Raw genomic sequence first — 24,288 nt, 5'->3', positions numbered from 1 at the left:
TTTTTCTGAAAATTTACTTTGGCATACCTAAACTTTATCTTCACATTCGTTAAAATAAGAGTACAATAGTTTTTGGAGTGAAAGAGAAGAAGGGATGGCACACAATGGCAGAAGAAGAACACCATAAATTGATCGAATATGCCAATGGACCAAGTTTGGAAGAGATCAATAATACCGTCGAAATTCCTAAATCAGGTAATTTCTGGAAGAATTTACTAGCATTTTCAGGACCAGGTGCATTAGTTGCAGTTGGTTACATGGATCCAGGTAACTGGGTCACCTCGATCGGTGGTGGCGCCCAATACGGTTACTTGCTGATGTCCGTGATCTTGATTTCAAGTTTAATTGCGATGTTGCTGCAATACATGGCTGCTAAACTTGGCATCGTGACCCATATGGACTTGGCGCAAGCGACGCGGGCCCACACCAGCAAAGGCATGGGGATCTTCTTATGGATCACCACCGAACTGGCGATCATGGCGACAGATATCGCCGAAGTCATTGGTGGCGCGATTTCACTGAAACTTTTGTTCGGCATCCCATTGGTGGTCGGCGTTGCCTTGACCGTCCTCGATGTTTTCCTGCTATTAGCGCTGACCAAGCTTGGTTTCAGAAAAATCGAAGCCATCGTGGTAACGCTGATCATTGTTATTTTAGTCGTTTTCGTTTATCAAGTGATCATCGCCCAACCTAATATGGCCGCGGCGTTTGAAGGCTTATTACCACATAAAGAGATCCTCCGCCCAGGCGAATTGCACATGGCCTTAGGGATCGTTGGGGCCACCGTCATGCCCCACAACTTGTACTTGCATTCATCGATTGCCCAAACGCGGCAATTTGATCGCAACGACAAGGAATCGACCCGGCGCGCGATCAAATACACCACTTGGGATTCAAATTTGCAGCTCAGCGCGGCTTTCGTGGTTAACTGCTTATTGCTGATCGTCGGTGCCGCTTTGTTCTTCGGCAAAGACACTTCACAATTAGGTACTTTCAGTAACTTATACAATGCCTTACAGGATCACAAAATGGCCGGCGCGGTCGCGTCACCAGTCCTATCAACTTTGTTCGCCGTCGCGTTATTAGCGTCAGGACAAAATTCAACCATCACCGGGACTTTAACCGGGCAGGTCGTCATGGAAGGCTTCATCCACATGAAGATGCCTCTCTGGGCACGGCGTTTGGTGACTCGGCTGATCTCAGTTATTCCTGTTTTGATCTGCGCGATCATCTATCACGGCAAGGAATCCGCCTTGGACTCGTTGCTGGTCAACTCGCAGGTCTTCCTGTCCGTCGCCTTACCATTCTCCATGATTCCTTTGACAATCTACACCGGTTCCAAGAAAATCATGGGCGAATTCGCCAACCGCAAATGGATCACGATCCTAGCATGGACCTGCACGATCCTCCTAACGATCCTGAACCTACAAATCGTCTGGGAATCAGTCAAAGGATTGTTTTAAATCAGAGTGCGGAGCGCAACGGGTTGACTTCGAGCATTAGCCTAGCACTGGCTTTGGAAGCGGGCTAGGCTTCCGAAACCAGTGCGTAGCTAAGCACAGAAGTCAGTTGCGCGCAGCACGTTTCAAAAATCAGAGTGCGGAGCGCAACGGGTTGCTTTTGAGCACGACTAGCGATTTGTTGCAGATTGGCGCAGACAATCTGTGACAAATCGCGTATCGGCGCAGAAAGCAGTTGCGCGCAGCACGTTTCAAAAATCAGAGTGCGGAGCCACCCCGATTAGCGCTTGAGCATTAGCCTAGCAAGAGTTTTGGAAGCCGAGTTTGGCTTCCGGAACTCTTGCGTAGCTAAGCGGAAAGCGCTGGGTGGCGCAGCACGTTTCGAAAAATTCAGTTAAGTCAACTTAGTGATTTTCAGAAAGAAAGGGTGCTAGATCGATGGCAGAAGTAGATCGAGATCCAGAAGTATATTTTCATAAAATGCTAGTCGCGGTGGATGATTCGGAGGATTCCAAACTGGCCTTTAAATACGCGGTCCATCGCGCTAAGAAAGACCATTTAGGTTTGGCGATCGTTTCGATTCTAGAAAGTGCCGAAATGAATGTTTACCAAGCTTTCAGCAATGATTATGTTCACGGTGAGCGCGAGGATCTGGAGCGACATTTGGAAGAATATCGCCATGAAGCCGAAGACGCAGGCGTGGAGAAGGTCGAGACTTTTATCGGTGAAGGTAAGCCTGGCGATGTCATTGTGCATGAGGCGATCCCGGCGATCAAACCGGATTTATTGATCATTGGTGCCCGAGCGAAAAATTCGGGTGCTCATGTCGGTAGTCAAGCGGCTTACATGGTCAAACATGCCCGCATCTCAGTTGCTGTGATTCGAAAATAAGGATCGATCAAGCTGTAACGCAAAATCGCGTTACGGCTTTTTTTGACGGTGTTGATCAGAGAGAATGCTTATTCGGGTTAAAAGTGGCGTGCCCGCGGCTTGCACTGCGAAATTCGGGGTGAGCACGTTTCCAGTCCGCAACAGCAGTCCCAGCCGGTTGCGCTCACGCACAATACCCACTAAAACCCACCGCAATCTGGCATAGTTCATAATTTCATCACAAATACTTCGCGAAACTGCCAACTTTGGATCACGATTCATTCACTTCTTTGGCTTACTATTAATTACATAGAAAGCCAGTGGTCGTGGCAATGCCCGTTGCCCACCATCTTCAATCCAGTGGTTGACCCAACTTGCTTTCTAGCAACTAAACTCAAAACCTTAAGAACTAGTTTTTTCCTTTTTACTCCTCCCCCTTAAAACTGAAAAGCTAGGTTAAGCCACACTTCTTGCCCGGAAGTGTGGCTTTCTTTTTATGCTAGCGTAGTTTTGATCAATGCTTTTAAGACCCGATCATTTGCTGCAAGTACCGCGTAAGGTTGTCGGATTAGAACTTGTTGTTGATAATGATTTGTCTTGATTCCCCCACAGACTGGCCCAACGAATATTCTCATAAATTCTTTAGAGAATTTTAACGTTAATTTTGATACAATAAGGGAGTGTTTACCTTTTCTGCAGTTGGTCTGATGGCTGACTGGCCGTTATTGGAATGAGTGGAAGTGAGGTTGTATAATATGAAGATTTTGATTGTTGATGATGATAAAGATATCGTGGAGTTGCTCAGTATCTACGCGAAGAATGAAGGCTATGAGCCGGTCACCGCGTTCACTGGCCGCGAAGCTTTGACGAAATTGGTAACGAATCCAGATATTGCCTTGATGATCTTGGATATCATGATGCCGAATATGTCGGGGATCGATGTGATCAAAGAGGTGCGCAAGGAGTCGGACATTCCGATCATCGTGGTGTCTGCGAAAACGACTGATATGGATAAGATCCAAGGGCTGATCACCGGCGCGGATGATTATGTTTCTAAGCCATTCAATCCGTTAGAGGTGATGGCACGGGTCAAGTCATTGCTCCGGCGGGCCAGCGCTCAAGTCACTAGCACGGAACCGGATCGGCTTGAGGTGGGGCCTTTGATCATCAATAAGGATTCCCATGAAGTGACGACGTTGAATCAAGTCGATATCCAATTGACGGCTTTGGAGTTTGGGATTTTGTATTTGCTGGCGAGTCATCCCAACCGTGTTTTCTCGGCGGATGAGATTTTTGAACGAGTTTGGCAACAGGAAAGTATCGTTTCTGCGAAAACCGTCATGGTCCACGTTAGCCATTTGCGTGACAAGATCGAAGAAGCGACCGGTGGGGAGAAAGTGATCGAGACCGTTTGGGGCGTTGGTTACAAGGTGAGCGCGTAATGGCTGCCAAAAAGGCACCGTCTCGGCACGACGCTTCCGCAAGTTCATCGGCGCGGATCACAGTAGACGCCGTGGAAAATCCGGTTCGCGAACCCTCGCCGGTTATTCTCAAAACCAGTGAGAAATGGGAACTTTTTCTTGAAGGTGTGGTCACACTAGGCTTGTTGTTACTATTAGAATTCGCCATCGTGGTTTTGATCAACCAGGCGATCAGTAATAATCGCGGGCTCAATGACGGGATCTATCAGATCAAAACAGCTTTGACGATCGGTCCTTGGCACATTTGGAGCTGGGAATGGATCTTCATCACGATCATGTTCATCATCAATGTCTGGGTGATCTATTGGCGCTTGCATCGGCGTTATCGGCAAATGCAAATGCGACATATTATCGCGGAGTTGCACTATATCGCGGATGGTCATCTGGATCATCGGATCAATTTAAAAGTCGGCGGATATCTGAATCATGTGATCGCCAGTATCAATGCGCTGGTCGACAGCACAGTCAATTCGATGGCTGAGGAACGTAAGATCGAGGTTTCAAAAGATGAATTGATCACCAATGTCAGTCATGATATTCGCACGCCTTTGACGTCGATCATCGGCTATTTAGGTCTGATCGAGAATAAGCAATATCAAGATGAGGCGGACCTATTACACTACAATCACATCGCCTATCAAAAAACTAAGCAAATGAAAGAATTGGTGGAGGACTTATTTGAATTCACCAAAGTGCAACAAACACACGCGGAATTGCAGTTGCAACAGTTTGATCTGATCTCGATGTTGGAACAATTGTCCGCTGATTTTGAACTTGAAGCGCAAAAACGCCAAATGTTTATTGAAGTTGCGGTGGTCCAGCGGCCGATCATCATGCGCGCGGATTCAGGAAAATTAGTCCGTGTTTTCAGCAATTTGATCACTAACGCGTTCAAATACGGTAAGGGCGCAACGCGAATCACGTTGAGCGCGCACATTGAACAGGATAACGTGGTGGTCAATGTCAGCAATGATGGTCAACCGATCCCGAAACAAGACCTGCAAAATATTTTTGAACGTTTTTACCGCGTCGATGGCTCACGCTCAGCCAGTACTGGCGGCTCCGGCTTAGGTCTAGCAATCGCGAAAAGTATCGTCGTTTTGCATGGTGGCGAGATCTATGCGACGTCTAATCAAGCCGAAACGGCATTTATTATCATTCTGCCTTTAGATGTCACCGCAAAACGTCAGGATCTAGTTAAAATCGAGCCGACAAAATAGTGTTCTCGTCAGCTCGATCATCAATAATGGAGGATTTTCATGAAGAATAAAGGACGGCATTTTTTTCTTGTCTTAACAATGGCCTTAGGGTTGGTTTTGGGGATCGATCAGGTCCGCCAGCAAAACGTAGTCGCGGCTAGTAGTACGATCGAATCGCCGCAAACAGATATCGCGGCCAAGGCTGGGTTAGCGGTGGAAGTCGATAGCGGTCAGATCTTAGCGGCTAAGAATATCGACACGGTGATGCCGATCGCGTCACTGACTAAAATGTTGTCATTATATTTGGTTTTACAAGCAGTCGATCAAGGAAAACTGACTTGGAACCAAAGCGTTACGCCAACAGAACAAGAAGTGACCCTCAGCAAAAATATGGAATTGTCGAATATCCCTTTTGTGGGCGGACAAAGCTATACAGTCAAGGAACTGTTTGAAGCCGGTTGGGTCTATTCAGCCAACGCGGCAGTGATGGCTCTTGGCGACGCGGTCAGCGGCGATCAAACAAAATTCGTTGACGCGATGAAGGCGCAGCTCAAGAAATGGGGTGCGCGCGATTATCAGATCGTCAACGCCAGTGGCTTGAACAACAGTTTTCTTGGCGCCGCGCGCTATCCTGATTCAGGGGCGGATGCTGAAAATCAAATGCGCGCCCGTGATCTGGCGATCGTGGCGCAACATTTGGTCACTGATTATCCTGAGGTTTTAAAAACGACCGCATTGACGGCCCTACCCTTTCATGGAACGACCTACCCAACTTGGGATCTATTATTACCCGGCCAAAGCGCGGCAGATGCGGATCTACCTGTGGATGGCCTGAAAACTGGGACATCTGATCTCGCCGGCGAATGTTTTGTCGGAACAGTAAAGAAGAATGGTTTTCGGATCATCACGGTGGTTTTGAACGCCAGCGGCAACAGCGACGATCTGAAGAAACGCTTTACTGCAACTGCGGACTTGATGAAAGAGGTTTACGCTAACTGGCACTTGGTCAATGTCTTCACCGCCAAGAAAAGCAGTCCTTTATTACCAGCGCAGAAAGTAACAGATGGCAAAAAATCGCAGGTCAAGGTCGTGCCTAGCCAAACAGTTAAAATGTTATTGCCTAAGAGCGTTAGCGCCAAGCAATTATCGCTTAAGGTCGAGAAGTCCAAATATAGCCAGGTGGCGGCGATCGCCAAAGGAGATCAAATGGGCAGTGTGACGATGCCGATCGTTGGTAGCGGACATTTGACTCTTGAGCAGGATCAGAATGTGGCGGTCTTGGCTGCCGAAAATGTTGAGGCGCTTAATTGGTTGGAGAAGATCTGGCGTAATATCACGAATTTGTTTAAGTAAGGCGCCAGCCATTGCGGCTGCTGGCTTTGCTGACTCGCTTGATTGCGGCTTTGCTGGGTGTGGACGCAACCGCCTCAGGGCGTTTGTGGTGGCTGGAAACGTGTTTACCGACCTAGCTTCTTGCGCTTAACTACGCTAGGCTTCCGGAAGCGCAACCCGCTTCCAAAATCCTAGCTAGGTTAATGCTCAGAAGCTGCCCAGGTCGGTAAGCACTCTGTTTGAACGCAGTGGACGCTGTTTTGAACCAATCCGCAAAGTGCGCGGCTTGTCTCAAAATCAGGTCTTTGTCTAAGTGGCAAAGCCACTAAGACAAATTTCACTGCTGAGCCACACGCCCTGAGGCGGTTGCTAGGCAAGTTTGAGCTTATCTGCAATCTGGGCGGAATAGTTAATAAAGTGCTTTTGCTAGTGGGGTGATCAAAATGATGTCATTTCATTCTGTGGGCAAGGTCCTGCTAGCCGTTTGACCAGAGTTGCTAGTGATCATCAGGTCGATTGTTACGATGTGACTGTCTGTACGAATTGGGAGTTGCAAGCCATGGTCGTCAATTGCGTGGCGATTTGTCATTTTGAACGAGCAGGCATTATGGCGTGGCAGCTTAGTCTGCTTAAAACGGTTGAACGGGCGGAGTGGAGTGTGGCGGGTGAGATCGCCGTGTCGTTATTCTTAGCGGCTTTGCCGCTTAGAATAAGGCTCAGCTTTGAGATTCGCGCACTTTGCGAAGCTCAAAGTGATGCCCACAGCGAGCTCACCCGCCAGACGCAACGCAGACCGCGGCCAAGATTGGAACAGAAGAGACACAGCGAGCTCACCCCGAACCATGCAGTGAAAGTGACGGCCAAAATGCAGAAGCACAGCTAGGCAAATGCTCAGAAGCAGCGCAGGCCGCGGCCAACGTTGGAACGGAAGGCAAGCTCACTCCGAACCGCACAGTGGAAGTGACGGCAAAATGTAGACGACGCACAGTTAGGCTTTGCCTAAGTAGCTGCTGGCGCACCTACAAAGATATATTCACTGCTGAAACGTGTTCACCGACCTAGCTTCTTCCGCTTAGCTACGCTCTTATTCTGGAAGCAAGGAACGCTTCCAAAATAAGAACTAGGCTAATGCTCAGAAGCTGCCCAGGTCGGCTCACACTCTGAACAGTATCGGTAGCGGGCTGTGGTATAATGTAGACTAGCAGATTTAATGTCGCGCCAATGAGAATAGGCGCAGATGAACGATAGTTAAGTAAAGGGAGTTAGATTATGGGGCTAACACTAGACGCATGTATTTTGATCTTGAAGGAGCACCATTTATTAAAGAGCAGCGCCATCCAAGATAAGGTTTCGCAGAAGTTTACCAGCGCTTCTTATGATTCGCGCACAGTGACGGCCAACACCCTTTTCTTCTGTAAGGGTGAGAATTTCCGGCCGATCTATTTGCAGATGGCTAAGAGTAACGGGGCAACAGTTTATGTAGCTGAGCAACCTTATGCGGAAGGTAAAGGGATGCACGCCTTGATCGTGCGGAACATTCGTAAAGCGATGGCGCTGTTGGCCGCGGCTTTTTACGATTTTCCTCAAGATGATCTGTTCGTGATCGCGTATACCGGGACCAAGGGCAAAACTACATCGGCTTACTTCACCAAGGGCATCCTCGATCGGATCAACGCTGGTCATACGGCGATGTCATCAACGGTGGAACGGGTCTTGGGTCCGAAACCGGAACAACATATTGCCTCTGAATTAACAACGCCAGAGTCGTTGGATCTCTTCCGGGACATGCGCGAAGCAGTGGATAATGGCATGACCCATTTGGCGATGGAAGTTTCTTCCCAAGCGTATAAAAAGAATCGGGTCTTCGGGCTGACGTATGATGTGGGCTTTTTCTTGAATATCTCGCCTGATCATATTGGACCTAATGAGCATCCCACGTTCGCGGATTATCTCCATTGCAAATTGCAATTATTAGTCAACTCGCGTAAGTGTGTGATCAATGCGGAAACAGATTATTTTGATGAAGTTTATGCGGCGGCAACGATCACCACGGATCCCGATAGCGTCTATCTGTTTGCGGCAGCGGATTATCAAGCGCCTGATGGGGTCGAGATCGATTTCCGCTATCGTTCTGAAGAGGCCGATCTGTCGAAAAGTCGTTTTGCATTGACGGCGGGCACGTTGAAGGCAGAGCAATTGCGGATCACTGGCGAATATGAGTTGGATCTGATCGGCGATTATAACGAAAGCAATGCTTGCGCGGCAATTATCGGCGCTGGTTTAGCTGGCGCGACCTATCCAGATACGGCTAAGGGGATCGCCAATGTCCAGATCCCGGGGCGGATGGAGAAACTTGATATTCCTGAACATGGGCGCGTCTATGTCGACTATGCCCATAATTATGCCAGCATGGTGGCACTACTATCCTTTTTGAAAAAAGAGTATCACGATCCTAAATTGCTAGTGGTCGTTGGGAGTCCTGGCGATAAAGGGGTCTCACGGCGCGAAGGTTTCGCGAAGGCGCTGAATCAATTGGCACAACGCGCTTTTATCACCAATGATGACCCTGGGTTCGAGGAACCAGCGGATATCGCTAATCAAATCGTAGCGGGGATCGATCAAGATAAAGTCGACGTCACTGTCGAATTAGATCGCGCCAAAGCGATCGCCGGGGCGATCAATGAAAGCCAGCCCGGTGATATCGTGGTCTTGGCCGGTAAAGGGTCTGATGATGAACAAAAAGTTCGCGGCGTCAATACGCCTTGGCCAACAGATATGGCCGTCGCCAAGGCGGTGGCTGCGAGATTGCGAGGCTAGATTACGATGAAAGATTTCTTTACGATCATTGGTGGCATGGGCACTATGGCCACCGAAAGCTATTTGCGGTTGTTGAACGCGCGAACACCAGCAAATAAGGATCAGGATTATTTGAACTATCTCTTGGTCAATGACGCCACCGTGCCTGATCGCACCAGTTATATCTTGGACCACCAACAACCGAATTTCTTCCCTGATCTGCAGGAAGATATTTTGCAACAAAGTCAATTACATCCAGAATTCTTCGTGATGGTCTGCAACACGGCTCATTATTTCTACGAAGAATTACAGGCGCTGACGCCCGTGCCACTGTTGCACATGCCGCGGATCGCGATCAACAATTTACACCAACGCTTCCCTCAAGAAAAACGGGTGGGCCTGATCGCCACTGCTGGCACCATCGCCGATAAAGTTTATGCCCACGAGATCCAGCGAGCGGGCCATGAGGTCGTGCTTGGCGACCAGTCGATCCAAACGATGGTCAACGAATTGATTTACCAAGACATTAAAGAACAAAATCTAGTCGATCATGAATTGTATCACCGGATCTTAGCCAAAATGCACGATGAGTATCATGTTTCCGTGATCGTGCTCGGTTGTACGGAACTGTCGTTGGCCCAAGAAAAAGCGCCAGAGCACCCCTATCAAGTGATCGACGCTCAAAGCATCATCGCCGACCAAACCATTGCCTTGGCCACGCAATTACGCCAAGCTCAGCCAGTGGATTGGGTCCGCGCCGTCAACGAATACGTTGGTCCGATTATTTCAGAATAGAAAAATCACGCCAGAGAAATGGCAATTAAAAAATAATGATCGAAAATCATGATTGAAAAAATGTAACAAGTCGTGAGGAGAACGTGAGCTTGGAGCGGTTGGTCACCTGACCACCTTCTGTAGGCTGACTGATTCCCGCGGCTTTTTTGATCGGCACCGGGCAACCAATAAAAAAGTCGCTCGCGATTAACTAGCAACTACTTCAGTAGTCAGCGGGAATTCGAGGTTATTTGATTTGCTGCATGAAAGTAGGTTGTCCGCGGCTTGCGCTGCGAAATTCGGGGCGAGCTCACCCCGAATTTCTCCACTCCAGCCGCTCAACGTTATAATAACCGCTTGAGCACTCACGCCAACGGCAAGCTATGGCTAATTGATGGGGAGCCACGCAATTGACAGCCGTGGTTAGTGGTCACAAACTTTAAATTGGTGACACCAGCGCAGTCTGCCTGATGAACTAGGACATGATCTTGATAAATCAACTGAATCGGTCGGTTTCCACCCAAGGATTGTTAAGGAAATAGGGCAAATTATTAGGCCTACGCGAAATGTACCGACCTCCTAATCCGAATCCGTTGGTATTGCCGTACCATCAAAAATGGGCAATTGTTTGACCTCTAGCTTACAAAACCACCTCGTCAGATATCCAACTTCGATTGTAGATAGGCGCAATTCTGCCTAGCAACCGCCTCAGGACGTGTGGCTCAGCGGTGAGATTATTCTTAGCGATTTATCGCTTAGAATAAGGCTCGATTTTGAGACAAGCCGTGGGTTTCGGATTGGTTCAAAACGATGCCCACCGTGTTCCAGCCACGACAAACGTCCTGAGGCGGTTGCGTCACCACCAAACCCAGCACACCTGCAATTACGCAAAAGCCCTGAAATACAAAAAATTTAATTTTTTTACAAAAAAAGGTTAGAATGTAAGCTATCATTGAGTTTTAGCAGGTACGACCCCAGCGTGATCACCGCGATTAACCGCTTTATTGCGATAGATGAACCTATGAACATTTGACCATATTTATTGTCATCATTAGACTATTGATTAGTAAGGAGGAGTTATGGTTAAAAAACTGATTAAACAATGGTCTTGGTTGGTGGTGCTACTCAGCTTGAGTCTGCTGCTAACGGCTTGTGGCCGGACCGCGACCAAGCAACCGGCGCAGACCACGGGCAAGATTCATTTTGTGACCTCATTGGATTTCTATGGTGATCCGGCGCGGGCGATTTTGGGCGACGCGGGCACAGTCACGAGCTTGATCAATTCGCCCAGTGTGGATCCTCACGATTATTCGCCGACGACCAACGACGCGAAGATCGTGGCGCAGGCGGATCTGGCGCTGATGAACGGCGCGGGTTATGACAGTTGGCTGGCCAAATTGGTCAAGGCCGACGATCAACAGACCCAGCTGATCGATGTGGCGGCGGATATCGTTAAGTTGCCAGACGGTGGCAATGAACATCTTTGGTATGATTTCAGTGTGATGCCCCAAGTCACGAAGCTGTTGGTCAAACGTTTTAGCGCGCTGCGACCAGCTCAGGCGGCGACTTTCAAACGTAACGGGCAGAAATATTTGGCGCGTTTGGCCAAGTTGCAAGAACAGGAAAAAGAGTTACGCCAAACGCTTTCCGGGCAGAAAGTAATGATCACCGAGCCGGTTTTCAATTATGTCTTGACTAATTTGAAAATGACCATCGTCAATGAAAGCTTTGCCTTAGATATTGAAGAGGGCGCCGATCCGAAGCCCGCCGATATTCAGCGGATGCAAGATCAATTGGATCACCGCGAAGTCAGCTGCCTAGTCGTCAATAAGCAAGTGACCAGCGCCTTGGTCACCGATTTGATCAAGCGGGCCGAGCGACAGCAGGTACCGATTTTGCGGGTGACCGAAACATTGCCGCAAGGGAAGAATTATTTGAGTTGGATGACCAGCCAGTTACAAGCGTTTGCGACAATCACAAAATAACAGAGTGCGGAGAGGTGCGATTAGACCGTGAGCATTAATTTATCAGATTGACTAAGCTGCGCAGCAGATTGGGCAATCTGATACTTTAAGGCGCAGCGGTCTGCACCTCGTAGCACGTTTCAAACCAGAGTGTGAACCGACCTGGCCAGCTTCTGAGCATTAACCTAGCTAGGATTTTGGAGGCAGGTCTTTGCCTCCAGAAGCCTAGCGTAGTTAAGCAGAAGAAGCTAGGTCGGTGAGCACGTTTCGAAATAAGAGTGCGAGCCAGCCCGGCCAGCTTCTGAGCATTAACCTAGCTAGGCTTTTGGAGGCAGGTCTTTGCCTCCGGAAGCCTAGCGTAGTTAAGCGCAAGGAGCTGGGTCAGTGAGCACGTTCCGAGAAATAGTAAGTGAGGAGAATCAATGACAGACCCAATTTTGAAAGTCACCGATTTAGCGATGAGCTTCGGTGAGAAAACTGTTTTTAAGAATTTGAATTTTACGATCGACGCCGGCGAGAAATTGGCCTTGATCGGGCATAATGGCGCTGGCAAGTCGACGTTGGTCAAACTGTTGATCGGGTTGACCCATCCCACTGCTGGCACGATCACGCGGATCCCGTTGCCCGGTCATGAGCGACTGCAAATCGGTTACGTGCCTCAATTTCGCAATTTGGACGCCGACGCGCCGCTGTCCGTCGCCAGTTTCGTGGCCTTGAATGTGGGGATGAGTTGGCGGCCGTGGTTGAGCCATTCGGAAAAAGAGCGGGTGACCCAAGTTTTGGCACAGACGCAACTGACTCAGATCAAAGACCGCCCGATCACCTTGACCTCCGGCGGCGAGCGGCAACGGGCGTATTTGGCGCAGGCGTTGTTGGCTGATCCAGATCTGTTGATTTTGGATGAGGCCACCGCCAGCATGGACGTGGACGCGAAGGTGCAGATGATGGCCTTGGTGGATACGATCGTGACCCAGCAAAAAATGGCGCTGGTCTTTGTCAGCCACGACTTGGAGTTGACGGCGCGGTACACCGACCGCTACTTGTTGATCAGTAATCAGCAGTTGTTGACCGGTTCCAGCAAAGAAGTCAACGCCGATAGTTTGAAGGGGGTGCGGCTTTAATGTTTGCTTTTACCTTTATGCGCCACGCGTTTGTGGCTAGTACGTTTATCGCTTTGACCTGTGGGGTGATCGGCGTCTTCGTGGTGGCCCGACAACTGTCTTTTCTGGCCCACATGTTGTCCGAGATCGGTTTTGCTGGCGCGGCGTTTGGCGCGTTTCTCGGCATCTCGCCGTTGATCGGGATGTTGCTGTTCACCTTGGCCAGCAGCTTGCTGATCAGTAGTTTGTCGGTGGAACGGGTCCAGCGAGAATCGACGATCAGCGCCGTTTCCTCGCTCTTTATCGGTTCGGGGATCCTGTTCCTGGCGCTGGCCAATCAAAGCTCTAGTTACGCCACCGATATTCTCTTCGGGAGTATTGTCGGCATCAGTCAGAGCGGCGTTTGGCAACTGGTGGTGTTATCGCTGGTGGTGCTGTTGACGATCTGGTTGATTTTCCGGCCGCTGCAATTCGATTCCTTCGATAGCGTCGGCGCCAAGGCCAATGGGGTCCACTCCCGCGTGATCGGGATCATTTTCTTGATCCTGCTGGCAATGAGTGTCAGCGTCGGCGCGCAGATCGTCGGCTCAATGCTGGTGTTCATCTTGTTGACGTTGCCAGCCTCGATCGCCAAAGCCCTAGGACACAGCATGAAACAATTGCTGCTGATCTCCGTGGCGGCCGCCCTGTTTGGTGTCTGGCTCGGCCTGTGGTTAGGCTATCTGACCAATTGGCCGGTCACCTTCTTCATCGCCTTGATCGAAGTGATCTGCTATATGCTCGCGCTCCTAGTCCAAAAACGCCGGAATGGCTAAATAATAGTGACAACCATCACCCAATGAGCTGACCGTGAACGACTTGCGGTCAGTTTTTTTGGTGCCGCTGGCGGGGTCTTTTTTGAAAATTCAGATTTTGGAATCAACAATTAGCCAGAACGGGCGCGGTTTGCAGTTCTAGGAAAAAATAAAAAGGCGCCAATGACCTAACGTCACTGGTGCCCTGTGTTGCCGATATTTTGCAAAACTTTTTCCTGATTGATTGGCGCCGGTATTAATGGGCCGTCACGACAAAAGTGGTGCTGTCATCAGGGCCGGGATTGGCGGTGTAAACGGTCAGCGGCTGGGTGGCGGTGGCTACCGCAAAGGTGAATTCGCAATTGGTGGCCACGCCCCAATTGCCCTGCTTGTCCAGGGCAATCAGGGAGAAGGCGCCGGCTTTGCCATAATGTTGTTTGAGCCGCCGGTCGAAATCATAAGTGGCTTGGTCGCAGGCCGCTTGCGGGGTCAATCCGGACTTCATCAGGCGCACGATCTCATAGGAGAGCACGCCTTTCATAATATCCTCGCCTAACCCGGTGGCGGTGGCGCCGCCGATTTCGCTATCCACGTAAAAACCAGAGCCAGACAGCGGCGAATCACCAACACGGCCGTGCTTTTTCATGAAGAGCCCCGAGGTGGACGTGCCGGCGACCATTTTCGCCTGTTGATCCAGCGCGACGACGCCGACGGTATCATGACCGTCATAAGGAGTCAAATTCTTACTGCTGACTTCAATAACGCGCTCTTGCCAAGCCTTGATCGCAGCCGGGGTCAACATATTGACCCGCTCAAAACCAGCCTGTTGCGCGTATTCCGTTGCGCCGGCGCCGACCCGGAAACTATTGAAATGATCGTGGCTGAGTTTGCGGGCGACGGTGATCGGGTTCTTGACATCGGTAATGCCGGCCACAGCGCCGATCCCGTAAGTATTGCCATTCATGTAAGCCGCGTCCATTTCCAGCAACCCGTGTTCATTTGGCAACCCGCCGTAACCGACCGAGCCGTATTCAGGATTGTTTTCCACATCTTTGATGGCCGTGACCAAGGCGTCACCGGCGTCTCCTTGTTGCTGTAACTCCTGCGCGGCAGTGGCCACGCCATCGCGTGCCATTTGCCAAGTAGCGATCATTCCCCACATGGTGGTGACCTCCGATATATTATTTTTTTGGAAAAACTTTTTATTATTCTCGTGCTTGATTGCAGGTTTGGTAGGGTGTTGCGCGTGAGCGCAACCGGCTGGGACTGCTGTTGCGGACTGGAACGTGGTGGGCACTGTTTTGAGCCAATCCGCAAAACCCGCGGCTTGTCTCAAAATCAGGCCTTGTCCTAAGCGGCAAAGCCGCCAAGGACAATTTCACCACTGAGCCGCGCAGTCCCAGCCGGTTGCTGAACAGAATTGAGCTTATCTGCAATCGAAGTTGGATATCTGACGAAATGCTTTTGCAAGTGAGCGGTCGAAAGTTGACCACTTTTTTTGTGGTCCGGCAACACCAACAGATTTGGATGAATAGACCGGTACGTTTCGTGTAGTGCCAATAACTTTGTTTCGCAAATTTAAACAAATCTTGGTTGAGAATCAACGGATTTGATTGATTCATCGAGATTTTGTTCTAGTACATCAGACAGACTGCGATGGTGTCACCAATTTAAGGATTGTAACCACGAATCACGGCTGTCATTTGCGTTGATCCACATCAATCGATCATAGCTTGCCAATTGGTGTGAGTGCTCAAGTGACTATGATAACGTTGAGCGGCTGGAGCGGAGCGTGGCGTTGGTGGTCTGTTTACTAGTTGACGGAAGGTCGGGCTGGGGGTGAGTCAGCCGCGATATTATTGTTGGCGATTTATCGCCTACAATAAGGCCGAGTTTTGAGATTTTCGGCGCACTTTCGAAAAGCTCAAAATCGTGCCCGCAGCGTTCCACCACCCCCAGCCCGACCTGGAGCCCCACCATATCCGTCAACCACCAACGCCACGCGCAGCGCAAGCTGCGCACAGCCTACTTTTATCCAGCCTTAAGCAATCCCAGCAATCATTGACCCAGCAGTTGTTCCAGTTCCGTCAAGCGTTCCGCAAAGACAGCAAAGGCAGCCTCGAGATAATCCGGCTTGGTCATATCGACCCCAGCCTTTTGCATGATCTCGATCGGATAAGCAGAGGAACCAGACTTCAAGCAAGTTAGATACTTGTCAACAGCCGGTTGCCCTTCGCTGGTGATTTTGGCAGAGAGGGAAGAGGCTGCCGCAAAACCAGTGGCATATTGGTAAACGTAATAGTCCATGTAGAAATGCGGGATCCGTGACCATTCCAAACTGATTTCCGAATCAGAAACCACCGCGTCACCGTAGTAATGGGCGTTCAAAGCGCCATACTTCTGATTCAACGCCTCGGCGGTCAGCGGTTGGCCCGCGGCGTCGGCGGTGTGCAAGAAGTGTTCAAATTCGGCGAATTGCGTCTGGCGATAAACGGTGCCCTTGAAGCCATCCAAGTAGTAGTTCAACAGATAGGCGCGGACTTGCGGATCAGTTTGCGTTTTCAGCAGATATTCGGTCAATAAGTTTTCATTGGTGGTTGAGGCAATCTCAGCCAAGAAAATCGGATAATCGCCGTATTGGTAAGGTTGATTGTGGCGAGTGTACCAACTGTGCACACTGTGGCCGGTTTCGTGGATCAAAGTGTACAGGTTGCTGACATTATCTTGCCAGTTCAGCAGTTCGTAAGGCGCGGTATCGTAAGAACCGCCGGAATAAGCGCCGCCACGTTTGCCTTTATTTTCAATCACGTCAATGTAGCGATTGTTGAAGATTTCGTCCACATGGCTCAGATAATCGTCGCCGAGAATGCTCAGGGCCTTTTTGGCTTCGACTTTCGCCGCGGTAAAATCATAACTTAGCGGTGGCTCGCCGGTCAGGGGCACATACATATCGTACATATGCAAGGTGTCGACGCCGAGGATCCGTTTGCGCAGCGCCACATAGCGATGAAGCAGGTCCAAATGGCTGTTGACCTGATCGATCAGGGTGTCATAAACGACTTCAGGCACATTGTTTTGGCTCATGGCTGCGGCCCGGGCGTTAGGATAGTGATGGACTTGGGCCAAATAATTGTGACTCTTGATCTCACCGGAAAGCGTCTGCGCCAGCGTGTTTTGGAATTGATCGTAAACACTATACAAGCCGGTAAAAGCGTCTTGGCGGACATCGCGGTCGCCGGATTCGATCAAAGTGCCGTAGAGCCCGTTGGATAATTGAACGGTTTGACCGTCTTCATCCTGCACCAAGGGGAATTCTAAGTCGGAGTTGTTCAAAATATTGAAGGTACTACGCGAGGCGCCGAAAACTTCAGTCGCCGCATTGACCAAGGCCTCCGAATTGGCGTCCAACACATGAGCCTTTTGTTGCCGTAGGTTATCGAAGAAATGGCTGTAATCTTTCAAGCGCGGTTCGCTGACAAAAAATTCTGCCAAAGTCGCGTCATCAATGGCGATGATCTCAGGATCGCAGAAAGATAATTTCGTTGAAACGCTGGTCGCCAGAGAACCGGCGCGCGCATCTAAGCCGAGATAATGGTTATTGTTGGTGTCCTGATCGCTTTTCATGCTGGCGTAGACATAAACCTTTTCCAACCGGCGAAAAGCCGCGTGTAAGGCAACCACACCTTGATAAAGTTCGCTGGCGCTGGCGCCCAGCTTGCCCTGAAAGGCGGCTGCCTGATCAGCCAACGCGCCAACTTCAGCGAAATCCGCTTCCCAAGCGGCATCGTCAGGATAGATCAAGCCTAAGTCCCAAGTCAGTGCTTCAGGGACTTCTTGACGTTCTGGTAATTGTTTGATAGTTGCCATGATAAAACCTCCTGGAATATTTGTTAATGGTGCTTAATCATATCGTACACTTTTCCTTGCGGATAGTTAATCCTCAAAATGAAAAAGTCTGTCCAAATTTGGCCAGTCGTGTTCGTTCGTCTTGCGATTTTGTCACCTGTTGCTTAAGTATCTTGTAAAGGTGGCGTTTTTATTAGTGTTTTAAGGGTGGCTGTATTAATCTAAGAGTAGTTATTTGACGGAGGTAATTGTCGTGGATAAAAGAACGAGAACGACCAGCAAAGTTCAGCGAAATCGCTTATTGATATTTGAAGACAACGGCGTGAAAAAATTACGTTGGGGGCGGATCAGTGGCCTCCTTTTTCTGATCTTGATCTTTGCCGCCGGTGCTTACGCGTTACGCCTGTATGGTCAGACGAAAAAAGCGTTGAACGGGACTTATCAGGCCGCTGGCGAAAGTAAATCAGCAGCGGTTTTTCAACAGAAAAAAGCCTTTTCCGTCTTGCTTCTGGGGGCGGACACTGGTGCGGAGGGACGAACGGATCAAGGCAACTCCGATACGATGATCGTCGCGACCGTCAATCCTAGCAGTAAAAAAGTATTGTTGACCAGTGTGCCTCGCGACACAATGGCGGAATTGATCGGCACGAGCGGTTTCAATGTACAAAAGATCAATGCGGCCTATCGTGAAGGTGGCTCCGAAATGGCGCTGAATACCGTCAGCAAATTGTTGAATGTTCCCCTAGATTATTACGTCACGATCAACATGGGCGGGCTGGAGAAGATCGTTGATGCTGTCGGCGGCGTTGATGTGGATGTTCCCTTCACCTTTAGTTATGGGGGCACGACCTTCACGAAAGGCGCGATGCATTTGAATGGCACCCAGTCGCTAGCCTACGCGCGGATGCGTTATGATGATCCTGAAAATGATTATGGTCGGCAAAAACGGCAACGGCAGATCATTACGGCGATCATTAAATCAACGGCCAGTACAGGAACGCTGGCTAATTTCCAGAAAGTTTTGAAAGCCATTACTAGTAATATGAAAACAAACTTGACCTTTGACGACATGGTCCAGATCTTCCTGAATTATCGCAGCGCGAGTGAAAGCATCAGTAGTGATTATATCCATGGCACCGCTGCGAATATCGGCGCGGCCTCTTACCAGATCGCCTCGACCACTGAATTGCAACGGATCTCCGACAAGATCCGTCAGACCCAAGGCCTAAGTACCGTGACCTTAAACAATGAAGAAACTCGGCAAAATCGCTTGAATGTGACGAATCAAGGTTTCATCTTTGAGAATCCCACCGTGGAGCAGAATTTTGTTATTTACGCGCAAAACAATGATTATGCAGCGTGGAACGGTAATTAAGCCGTTTGCCTAGTGGGTCAAGCCATCCCTTAGACGTTGCACCGGTTATCCCAGATCAATAGCTACCAGCAATGCTAAGGCCGCGCTCAATCTGGAGGGTGCCTTGCTTGAATAACGGACGATCACGCCCAACAAAAAAACAGCAACTGATCTTGTTGCCAATGTTATTGGCTGAGAAAAAGATCAGGTGCTGTTTTTTTGAAACGTGCTGTGCACTCTGGTTTGAAATGTGCTCACCACCCAGCATCTTCCGCTTAGCTACGCAAAGATTCCGGAGGCAAGGACCAGCCTCCAAAATCTTTGCTAGGCTAATGCTCAGAAGCTACCCGTTGTGCTCCGCACTCTGGTTAACTACAGATAGGGGGAGTAATGTTTGATGTCGGTGACCAGCCGCGAAAGTTTGGCCGCGATTTCTTGTGGGGGCGTTGCGAAGCCGCCAACGATCCAGTCGACTAAGACCCCACCACAGCCATAACCAAAGAACTCGGCATAAAAAGTCCGATCATAAACGGACAAGCGTTGCTCTGGGTCGATTTCCCGCAACATATCGGTCAGCCGCGCCTTGACCACATGCGAAAAGGTCAGCAGCAAGGTGTTTTGATCACTAGCGGCAGTATTTAAATAAAATTGTTGATGCTTGTTGATCGAGTCCAACATTTTTTCAACTTGAACGGGCCAATTGGCGATAGTGACTTGATCACCGTCCAGAAAATGAAAACTGATCTGCTGGTAAGTATAGGCCAGTAGCTCGTATTTATCTTGGAAATGATAATAAAAACTCTGGCGATGCATCCCGACTTTGCGGGTCAACATCGACACGGTGATCTGGCGAAAGTCTTGTTCCTCGGTCAATTCTAACAAGGCATGCATAAAGGCTGGCTCAGTAATTTTATCAACACTCATCGGGTTACCTCACGAATTCTCTTCTTAGTTATAGTTTACTCAATTTGCTCAAGAAATACATCGATAATCGTTCGCTTGTGGTTTAAATTAGCGATCCTGACGTGATCATAAGATTTGCCGATAAAAAAATCGCCAACCAAGTTGACGACTTCTTTGAGTACTATTCGATTTTAGAAGTGAGAATCTAGGAAATCACTGAGACGGTTGCTGAAAGGATCCCAGCAGCGGGAATGGAACTGTTTGGCATAGCGACATCAAGTTGGTAAGGGTTGCTATAAGCGAAGCTACCCGTATCGTTGACAGTCCGATAAAGCACTTGACCATTGGACATGCTGATCTTCAAGCGAGTGCCGCGAGGGAAAATGCTTAAGTTAGCGGCCACGCCACCATAACCCATGTTTGAACCGAGAACGGCAGGATCGTAGAAACTGATTTTGAAAGTACCTTTAGAAGTAGTCGTACCTGTGGAGCTAGCGGAGTAGCTTGTTTGGGCAGCAGCAGCTTTCTCGGCAGCAGCTTTTTCAGCAGCGGCTTTTTCGGCGGCAGCCTTCTCAGCAGCAGCTTTTTCGGCAGCTGCCTTTTCAGCAGCAGCTTTCTCAGCGGCGGCTTTTTCGGCGGCAGCTTTTTCGGCGGCAGCCTTTTCAGCGGCCTTGCGTGCGATCTCATCTTGTTGCTTTTGATAAGCAAGTTGAGCGGCGCGCGTGGCTGTTTGACGAGCCAAACGATCTTGAGCGGCGTTTTTGCTGTTCAATTCGTTGGCCATGTGGGTGGCGAAAGTCACCTGTTTAACTGCTTGTGTTGATGGATAGACGGACGCCGCTGCAGCAGTGTTGTCACCCAAAGTGGAAGCGGCGAGAACATTAAAGTTAGGCAAGAAGAAAGCAGCTGTGATCACGAAAGTAAATGCGATCCTAGTCAAATGCTTGTTTTTCAAACGTGCGGACATAAATGAAGGACTCCTTTACGTATTACGGAATAGTTCTGTTGTTTATCAACGCTACTGAGTATAGCGGGTCAATATAACAGTGAAATACCAGCCAGATTACAAGTTTGGGGGTCGACTGACACACTGTTAAGTGATTGACACAAAACCCGATTTTTGAAACATTCTCGTAACAAAGGGCCAGTTATATGACAAATTTAGCGGAAAATATGATTTTGTAATATGGAGTACTGCCGTTTTTGCAAGATTTATGGTATATTTTTAGTCAGTCGAATTTTAAGGAGTCTGAATTATGAGTGTATTAACGGTCACCGATCTTAGTCATGCTTTTGTTGATAAGACGCTGTATGACCATGCAAGTTTTAAAGTTGAAAACCAAGACCACATGGGCATCGTCGGTCAAAACGGGGTCGGGAAAAGTACCCTGATCAAGATTCTGACCGGTGAGATCCTGCCGGACGAGGGCCAGATTACCTGGCAAAAAGGGCTAGAGATCGGTTATTTGGATCAGTACGCCCAATTAACGCCGGGGATGACGATCCGGGAATTCCTGCGGACGGCTTTCGATCATTTGTACGCCGCCGAAACGCGCATGAACCAATTATATGAAGAATATGGTCAAAACTACGATGATGATCTGCTGGAAAAGGCCGGCAAGATCCAGACGCGGCTTGAGGAATCTGGATTTTATGATGTGGAGACGCAAATCGAAACGGTGGCCACTGGTTTGGGCATCACCGATATGGGGCTGGAACATGATGTGGCGGCTTTAAGTGGCGGCCAGCGTTCGCGGATCATTTTGGCGAAATTGTTGCTGCAACAGCCCGATGTGATGGTCTTGGACGAGCCGACCAACTATTTGGATACGAAGCACATTGATTGGCTGACGGATTTCCTGCGGGCGTTCAAGGGCGCTTATTTGGTGATTTCCCACGATTATAATTTTCTCGAGGGCATCACCAACTGTATTTTGGATATTGAATTTGGTCAGATCACCCGCTACACCGGAGATCTGGCCGCGGCCTTCAAGCAAAAAGAAGCCAACTCCTTGGCTTATCGCCGAGCTTACCAGAAACAACAAGAGCAGATCGCCAAGACCGAAGCCTATATTCGTAAATACAAGGCTGGGTCACGGGCTAAATCGGCCCGGGGTCGTGAAAAACAATTGGCTCACGTGGAAGTCATGAAGGCACCAGATCGGCTCGTGCAACCGACGATCAGTTTTGCCCATAGCGCCACCGCTAGCAAAATCATTGTCACCACGACGGACCTGGTGATCGGCTATCAGCAACCGCTGAACCAACGACCACTGGAGTTTTCTGTGGCGAATGACGAGAAAGTGGTCATTGCCGGGTATAATGGCGTGGGGAAATCCACCTTGCTGAAAACGATCCTAGGTCAGCTGGCGCCTTTGGCTGGAGAGATCGAGCAGGCGCCCACGCTGAAGATAGCCTATTACAATCAGAGTTTGCAATGGCCCCATAAGCTGGCCACGCCATTACAATACATGCAGGATCTATATCCTCGTGAGAAGCCGAAGATCTTGCGGCAGGTGTTGGCGCGGACAGGTTTGACTGCTCAGCAAGTCCTGTCACCGATCGCGGATCTTTCTGGGGGCGAGCAGTCCAAAGTGAAATTGGCGGAGATCATGATGATCCCAGCCAATCTATTGATCTTGGACGAACCGACCAACCATTTGGACGACGCGACTAAGGCGGCGTTACGTAAGGGAATCCAATCTTTCCCGGGCGCCGCGCTTTTGGTGACCCATGAGTTGGACTTCTATGATCAAAGCTGGATCGACAAAGTGATCAATATCGAGGATTACCAGAAATAAGTCACGGCTGATAAAATCTGTTCAGTCAGGTTGATCGTTGAGGCTTGATGATCGATATGAGCTCCTGCCTAAAAATGGGATCACCAAAGAAAAAGTGAATAAAACGCCTGACAGTTGCTTTTACAACCAATTGTCAGGCATTTTTATTGGTGGCAGCTGATTTTCCTGACTGCGATCAAGGGATTATTGTATAATCAAGAAAGTAGTGTGAGCGCATGGCGCTGTGCGCTGCTGGTTGCGAGGATTTAATTGGTGTGCGGCCGGATAGTCAGATGGCGGTCAGTTTGATCAAACTAGGGCCATGACTTAGCAAACATTATTATATAGAAGAAGAGGACGTTCAAATGTTAAAAATCGGCGTGATCGGGTTAGGTAATATTGCCCAAAAAGCGTATTTACCAGTGATGGCAGGTCTGCAAGATCAAGCGCAGTGGATCTTGTGTACTCGCGATGAGCTTAAATTGAACCAATTGCAAAGGCGCTATGGCTTCGATCAAGCAGTGCCAACAGTGGCGGAGTTGCTCGCGTTGCAACCAGACGCGGTTTTCATCCACACGCCAACCGCTACGCATGGCAACTTGATCCGCCAGTTTTTATTGGCGGGTAGCCATGTTTATGTGGATAAACCAGTCAGTACTGACTTGGCGGAGGTCCAGTCCTTATACGCTTTGGCGCAGGCCCGCGGATTACTTTTGACTTGTGGTTTCAATCGACGCTTTGCCAGTTTAAACGTTCAGGCCAGTTCTGGCGCTCGTCCAACCATGGTCTTTGCCGAAAAAAACCGGATTGCGACTGCGCAACCGATCGAATTCGCCATTTTTGATCTGTTTACCCATGTGATCGACACCGCTTTGTTTGCCGCGCAAATCGATTCAACAGCATTGACGACGGCTACGCGCAAGTTTCAGATTGTTGCTGACCAGCAGGGTACTTTGCAGCAAGCGGGAATGGTGCTGACTACCACCACACAAACGATCAGCGCGATGCTCGACATGCAGGCTGGTGTTGATCAAGAAACACTAACACTCCATCGTCCAAGTGGGATCAGTCAAGTTCGTGACTTGCAACAGTTAAGCTTGAGCACGAGCGCAGGGACTTTGACACAAAACTTACCCAGCTGGGAACCGATGTTGACCGCTCGGGGATTTGCCCCACTGATCCAAGCGTTTCTAACAGCAATCGTGACACCAGGTACGGCCAATCCAGTCAGTCCGACTTCTAGTTTGCTGACCCATGAATTATGCACAGAATTACTGGCGAGTTACTAGTCTCAAGGGAACTGTTTTAGTCATTCCAAACTTTTTTGATTTTTTTACTATTTAGGCTTGCTTAATGCGGTTCGATTTGCTAAACTATTTAAGTTGTCGTTTTTAAGAAACACACAGCGCTCTAAGCTTTGATCATTTCCTTCTCAAAAAACTTCAAATTAAATGTTGACAGTTGCTTGGTGGATATGGTACTATAAATGAGTTGCTGTTGCGACAAAGTAGACCTTTGAAAACTGAACAAAGTTTCGATAAATGTGCAGGGTCGATAACGATTTCGGTCGTTATCTACAAAGAACATTTGCGAAGTCAATTCGCTAGTTAATGAATTTAAAATTGAGTCTAACTC

The 24,288-nt window shown here is 49.1% G+C and carries 18 protein-coding genes; 14 read left to right on the top strand and 4 right to left on the bottom strand.

All coding sequences use genetic code 11. The features are described 5' to 3' along the window. Nucleotides 1-104 precede the first annotated feature (104 nt). From OCU21_RS06445 to OCU21_RS06395, 11 genes are all read left to right on the top strand, one after another. On the top strand, nucleotides 105-1,463 hold the full coding sequence (locus OCU21_RS06445; RefSeq protein WP_261806616.1) for an Nramp family divalent metal transporter: 1,359 nt from the start codon (nucleotides 105-107) through the stop codon (nucleotides 1,461-1,463). A gap of 435 nt (nucleotides 1,464-1,898) precedes the next feature. Beyond that, nucleotides 1,899-2,351 carry a universal stress protein gene (locus OCU21_RS06440; protein ID WP_261806615.1) on the top strand — a complete coding sequence of 151 codons (453 nt, stop codon included), beginning with the start codon at nucleotides 1,899-1,901 and terminating at the stop codon, nucleotides 2,349-2,351. A 734-nt stretch (nucleotides 2,352-3,085) separates the two neighbouring features. Beyond that, nucleotides 3,086-3,772: a response regulator transcription factor CroR gene (gene croR, locus OCU21_RS06435; protein WP_261806614.1), complete on the top strand. Its 687-nt coding sequence runs from the start codon at nucleotides 3,086-3,088 to the stop codon at nucleotides 3,770-3,772. Beyond that, the gene (locus OCU21_RS06430; RefSeq protein ID WP_261806613.1) at nucleotides 3,772-5,031 is read left to right on the top strand and encodes a sensor histidine kinase; all 1,260 of its coding nucleotides are present in this window, start codon (nucleotides 3,772-3,774) and stop codon (nucleotides 5,029-5,031) included. Before croR ends, OCU21_RS06430 begins: the two co-directional genes overlap by 1 nt. Before the next feature lie 39 nt (nucleotides 5,032-5,070). Then, entirely contained in the window at nucleotides 5,071-6,363 is a 1,293-nt protein-coding gene (locus tag OCU21_RS06425; protein ID WP_261806612.1) for a serine hydrolase, read from the top strand. Between the two features lie 538 nt (nucleotides 6,364-6,901). Next, nucleotides 6,902-7,225, top strand: a complete 324-nt coding sequence (locus OCU21_RS06420; protein ID WP_261806611.1) for a hypothetical protein — start codon at nucleotides 6,902-6,904, stop codon at nucleotides 7,223-7,225. A 386-nt stretch (nucleotides 7,226-7,611) separates the two neighbouring features. After that, on the top strand, nucleotides 7,612-9,159 hold the full coding sequence (locus tag OCU21_RS06415; RefSeq protein ID WP_261806610.1) for a UDP-N-acetylmuramoyl-L-alanyl-D-glutamate--2,6-diaminopimelate ligase: 1,548 nt from the start codon (nucleotides 7,612-7,614) through the stop codon (nucleotides 9,157-9,159). 6 nt (nucleotides 9,160-9,165) lie between these two features. Continuing rightward, a complete protein-coding gene (locus OCU21_RS06410) occupies nucleotides 9,166-9,933 on the top strand; it encodes an aspartate/glutamate racemase family protein (RefSeq protein ID WP_261806609.1) in 768 nt (255 codons plus the stop codon). 1,058 nt (nucleotides 9,934-10,991) lie between these two features. Continuing rightward, nucleotides 10,992-11,897, top strand: a complete 906-nt coding sequence (locus tag OCU21_RS06405; RefSeq protein ID WP_261806608.1) for a metal ABC transporter solute-binding protein, Zn/Mn family — start codon at nucleotides 10,992-10,994, stop codon at nucleotides 11,895-11,897. Between the two features lie 401 nt (nucleotides 11,898-12,298). Further along, nucleotides 12,299-12,997 carry a metal ABC transporter ATP-binding protein gene (locus OCU21_RS06400; protein WP_261806607.1) on the top strand — a complete coding sequence of 233 codons (699 nt, stop codon included), beginning with the start codon at nucleotides 12,299-12,301 and terminating at the stop codon, nucleotides 12,995-12,997. After that, on the top strand, nucleotides 12,997-13,791 hold the full coding sequence (locus tag OCU21_RS06395) for a metal ABC transporter permease (protein ID WP_125601005.1): 795 nt from the start codon (nucleotides 12,997-12,999) through the stop codon (nucleotides 13,789-13,791). Before OCU21_RS06400 ends, OCU21_RS06395 begins: the two co-directional genes overlap by 1 nt. Before the next feature lie 235 nt (nucleotides 13,792-14,026). Here the strand turns inward: OCU21_RS06395 and OCU21_RS06390 are convergent, their stop codons facing one another. Both OCU21_RS06390 and pepF read right to left on the bottom strand, forming a co-directional pair. After that, nucleotides 14,027-14,932: a glycosylasparaginase gene (locus OCU21_RS06390; RefSeq protein ID WP_261806606.1), complete on the bottom strand. Its 906-nt coding sequence runs from the start codon at nucleotides 14,930-14,932 to the stop codon at nucleotides 14,027-14,029. Between the two features lie 896 nt (nucleotides 14,933-15,828). After that, complete coding sequence (pepF, locus tag OCU21_RS06385; RefSeq protein ID WP_261806646.1) at nucleotides 15,829-17,628, bottom strand: oligoendopeptidase F; 1,800 nt, start codon at nucleotides 17,626-17,628, stop codon at nucleotides 15,829-15,831. A 289-nt stretch (nucleotides 17,629-17,917) separates the two neighbouring features. On the opposite strand from pepF, the gene OCU21_RS06380 reads away from it, so the two are divergent. After that, nucleotides 17,918-18,991 (top strand): LCP family glycopolymer transferase, encoded by a 1,074-nt coding sequence (locus tag OCU21_RS06380; RefSeq protein WP_309297203.1) that lies wholly within the window; start codon nucleotides 17,918-17,920, stop codon nucleotides 18,989-18,991. A gap of 351 nt (nucleotides 18,992-19,342) precedes the next feature. Here OCU21_RS06380 and OCU21_RS06375 read toward each other — a convergent pair whose 3' ends face one another. After that, nucleotides 19,343-19,894: a TetR/AcrR family transcriptional regulator gene (locus OCU21_RS06375; RefSeq protein WP_261806604.1), complete on the bottom strand. Its 552-nt coding sequence runs from the start codon at nucleotides 19,892-19,894 to the stop codon at nucleotides 19,343-19,345. 184 nt (nucleotides 19,895-20,078) lie between these two features. Next, nucleotides 20,079-20,840: a hydrolase gene (locus OCU21_RS11275; protein WP_309297202.1), complete on the bottom strand. Its 762-nt coding sequence runs from the start codon at nucleotides 20,838-20,840 to the stop codon at nucleotides 20,079-20,081. Between the two features lie 289 nt (nucleotides 20,841-21,129). Here OCU21_RS11275 and OCU21_RS06365 point away from each other — a divergent pair, with 289 nt between their 5' ends. Then, nucleotides 21,130-22,674, top strand: a complete 1,545-nt coding sequence (locus OCU21_RS06365) for an ABC-F family ATP-binding cassette domain-containing protein (protein ID WP_261806603.1) — start codon at nucleotides 21,130-21,132, stop codon at nucleotides 22,672-22,674. Between the two features lie 344 nt (nucleotides 22,675-23,018). Beyond that, nucleotides 23,019-23,942 (top strand): Gfo/Idh/MocA family protein, encoded by a 924-nt coding sequence (locus tag OCU21_RS06360; RefSeq protein ID WP_261806602.1) that lies wholly within the window; start codon nucleotides 23,019-23,021, stop codon nucleotides 23,940-23,942. Nucleotides 23,943-24,288: the final 346 nt, after the last annotated feature.

The sequence above is a fragment of the Lapidilactobacillus luobeiensis genome, assembly GCF_024345205.1.
GTDB classification, from domain to species: Bacteria; Bacillota; Bacilli; order Lactobacillales; family Lactobacillaceae; genus Lapidilactobacillus; species Lapidilactobacillus luobeiensis.
Note: the sequence above shows the minus strand (reverse complement) of the source record. Positions and strands in the feature narration are given on the sequence as shown.

Coding starts and splice junctions, on each gene's coding strand:
- OCU21_RS06445 (WP_261806616.1), top strand. CDS start 105: ATGGCAGAAGAAGAACACCATAAATTGATCGAATATGCCAATGGACCA.
- OCU21_RS06440 (WP_261806615.1), top strand. CDS start 1,899: ATGGCAGAAGTAGATCGAGATCCAGAAGTATATTTTCATAAAATGCTA.
- croR (WP_261806614.1), top strand. CDS start 3,086: ATGAAGATTTTGATTGTTGATGATGATAAAGATATCGTGGAGTTGCTC.
- OCU21_RS06430 (WP_261806613.1), top strand. CDS start 3,772: ATGGCTGCCAAAAAGGCACCGTCTCGGCACGACGCTTCCGCAAGTTCA.
- OCU21_RS06425 (WP_261806612.1), top strand. CDS start 5,071: ATGAAGAATAAAGGACGGCATTTTTTTCTTGTCTTAACAATGGCCTTA.
- OCU21_RS06420 (WP_261806611.1), top strand. CDS start 6,902: ATGGTCGTCAATTGCGTGGCGATTTGTCATTTTGAACGAGCAGGCATT.
- OCU21_RS06415 (WP_261806610.1), top strand. CDS start 7,612: ATGGGGCTAACACTAGACGCATGTATTTTGATCTTGAAGGAGCACCAT.
- OCU21_RS06410 (WP_261806609.1), top strand. CDS start 9,166: ATGAAAGATTTCTTTACGATCATTGGTGGCATGGGCACTATGGCCACC.
- OCU21_RS06405 (WP_261806608.1), top strand. CDS start 10,992: ATGGTTAAAAAACTGATTAAACAATGGTCTTGGTTGGTGGTGCTACTC.
- OCU21_RS06400 (WP_261806607.1), top strand. CDS start 12,299: ATGACAGACCCAATTTTGAAAGTCACCGATTTAGCGATGAGCTTCGGT.
- OCU21_RS06395 (WP_125601005.1), top strand. CDS start 12,997: ATGTTTGCTTTTACCTTTATGCGCCACGCGTTTGTGGCTAGTACGTTT.
- OCU21_RS06390 (WP_261806606.1), bottom strand. CDS start 14,932: ATGTGGGGAATGATCGCTACTTGGCAAATGGCACGCGATGGCGTGGCC.
- OCU21_RS06375 (WP_261806604.1), bottom strand. CDS start 19,894: ATGAGTGTTGATAAAATTACTGAGCCAGCCTTTATGCATGCCTTGTTA.
- OCU21_RS11275 (WP_309297202.1), bottom strand. CDS start 20,840: ATGTCCGCACGTTTGAAAAACAAGCATTTGACTAGGATCGCATTTACT.
- OCU21_RS06365 (WP_261806603.1), top strand. CDS start 21,130: ATGAGTGTATTAACGGTCACCGATCTTAGTCATGCTTTTGTTGATAAG.
- OCU21_RS06360 (WP_261806602.1), top strand. CDS start 23,019: ATGTTAAAAATCGGCGTGATCGGGTTAGGTAATATTGCCCAAAAAGCG.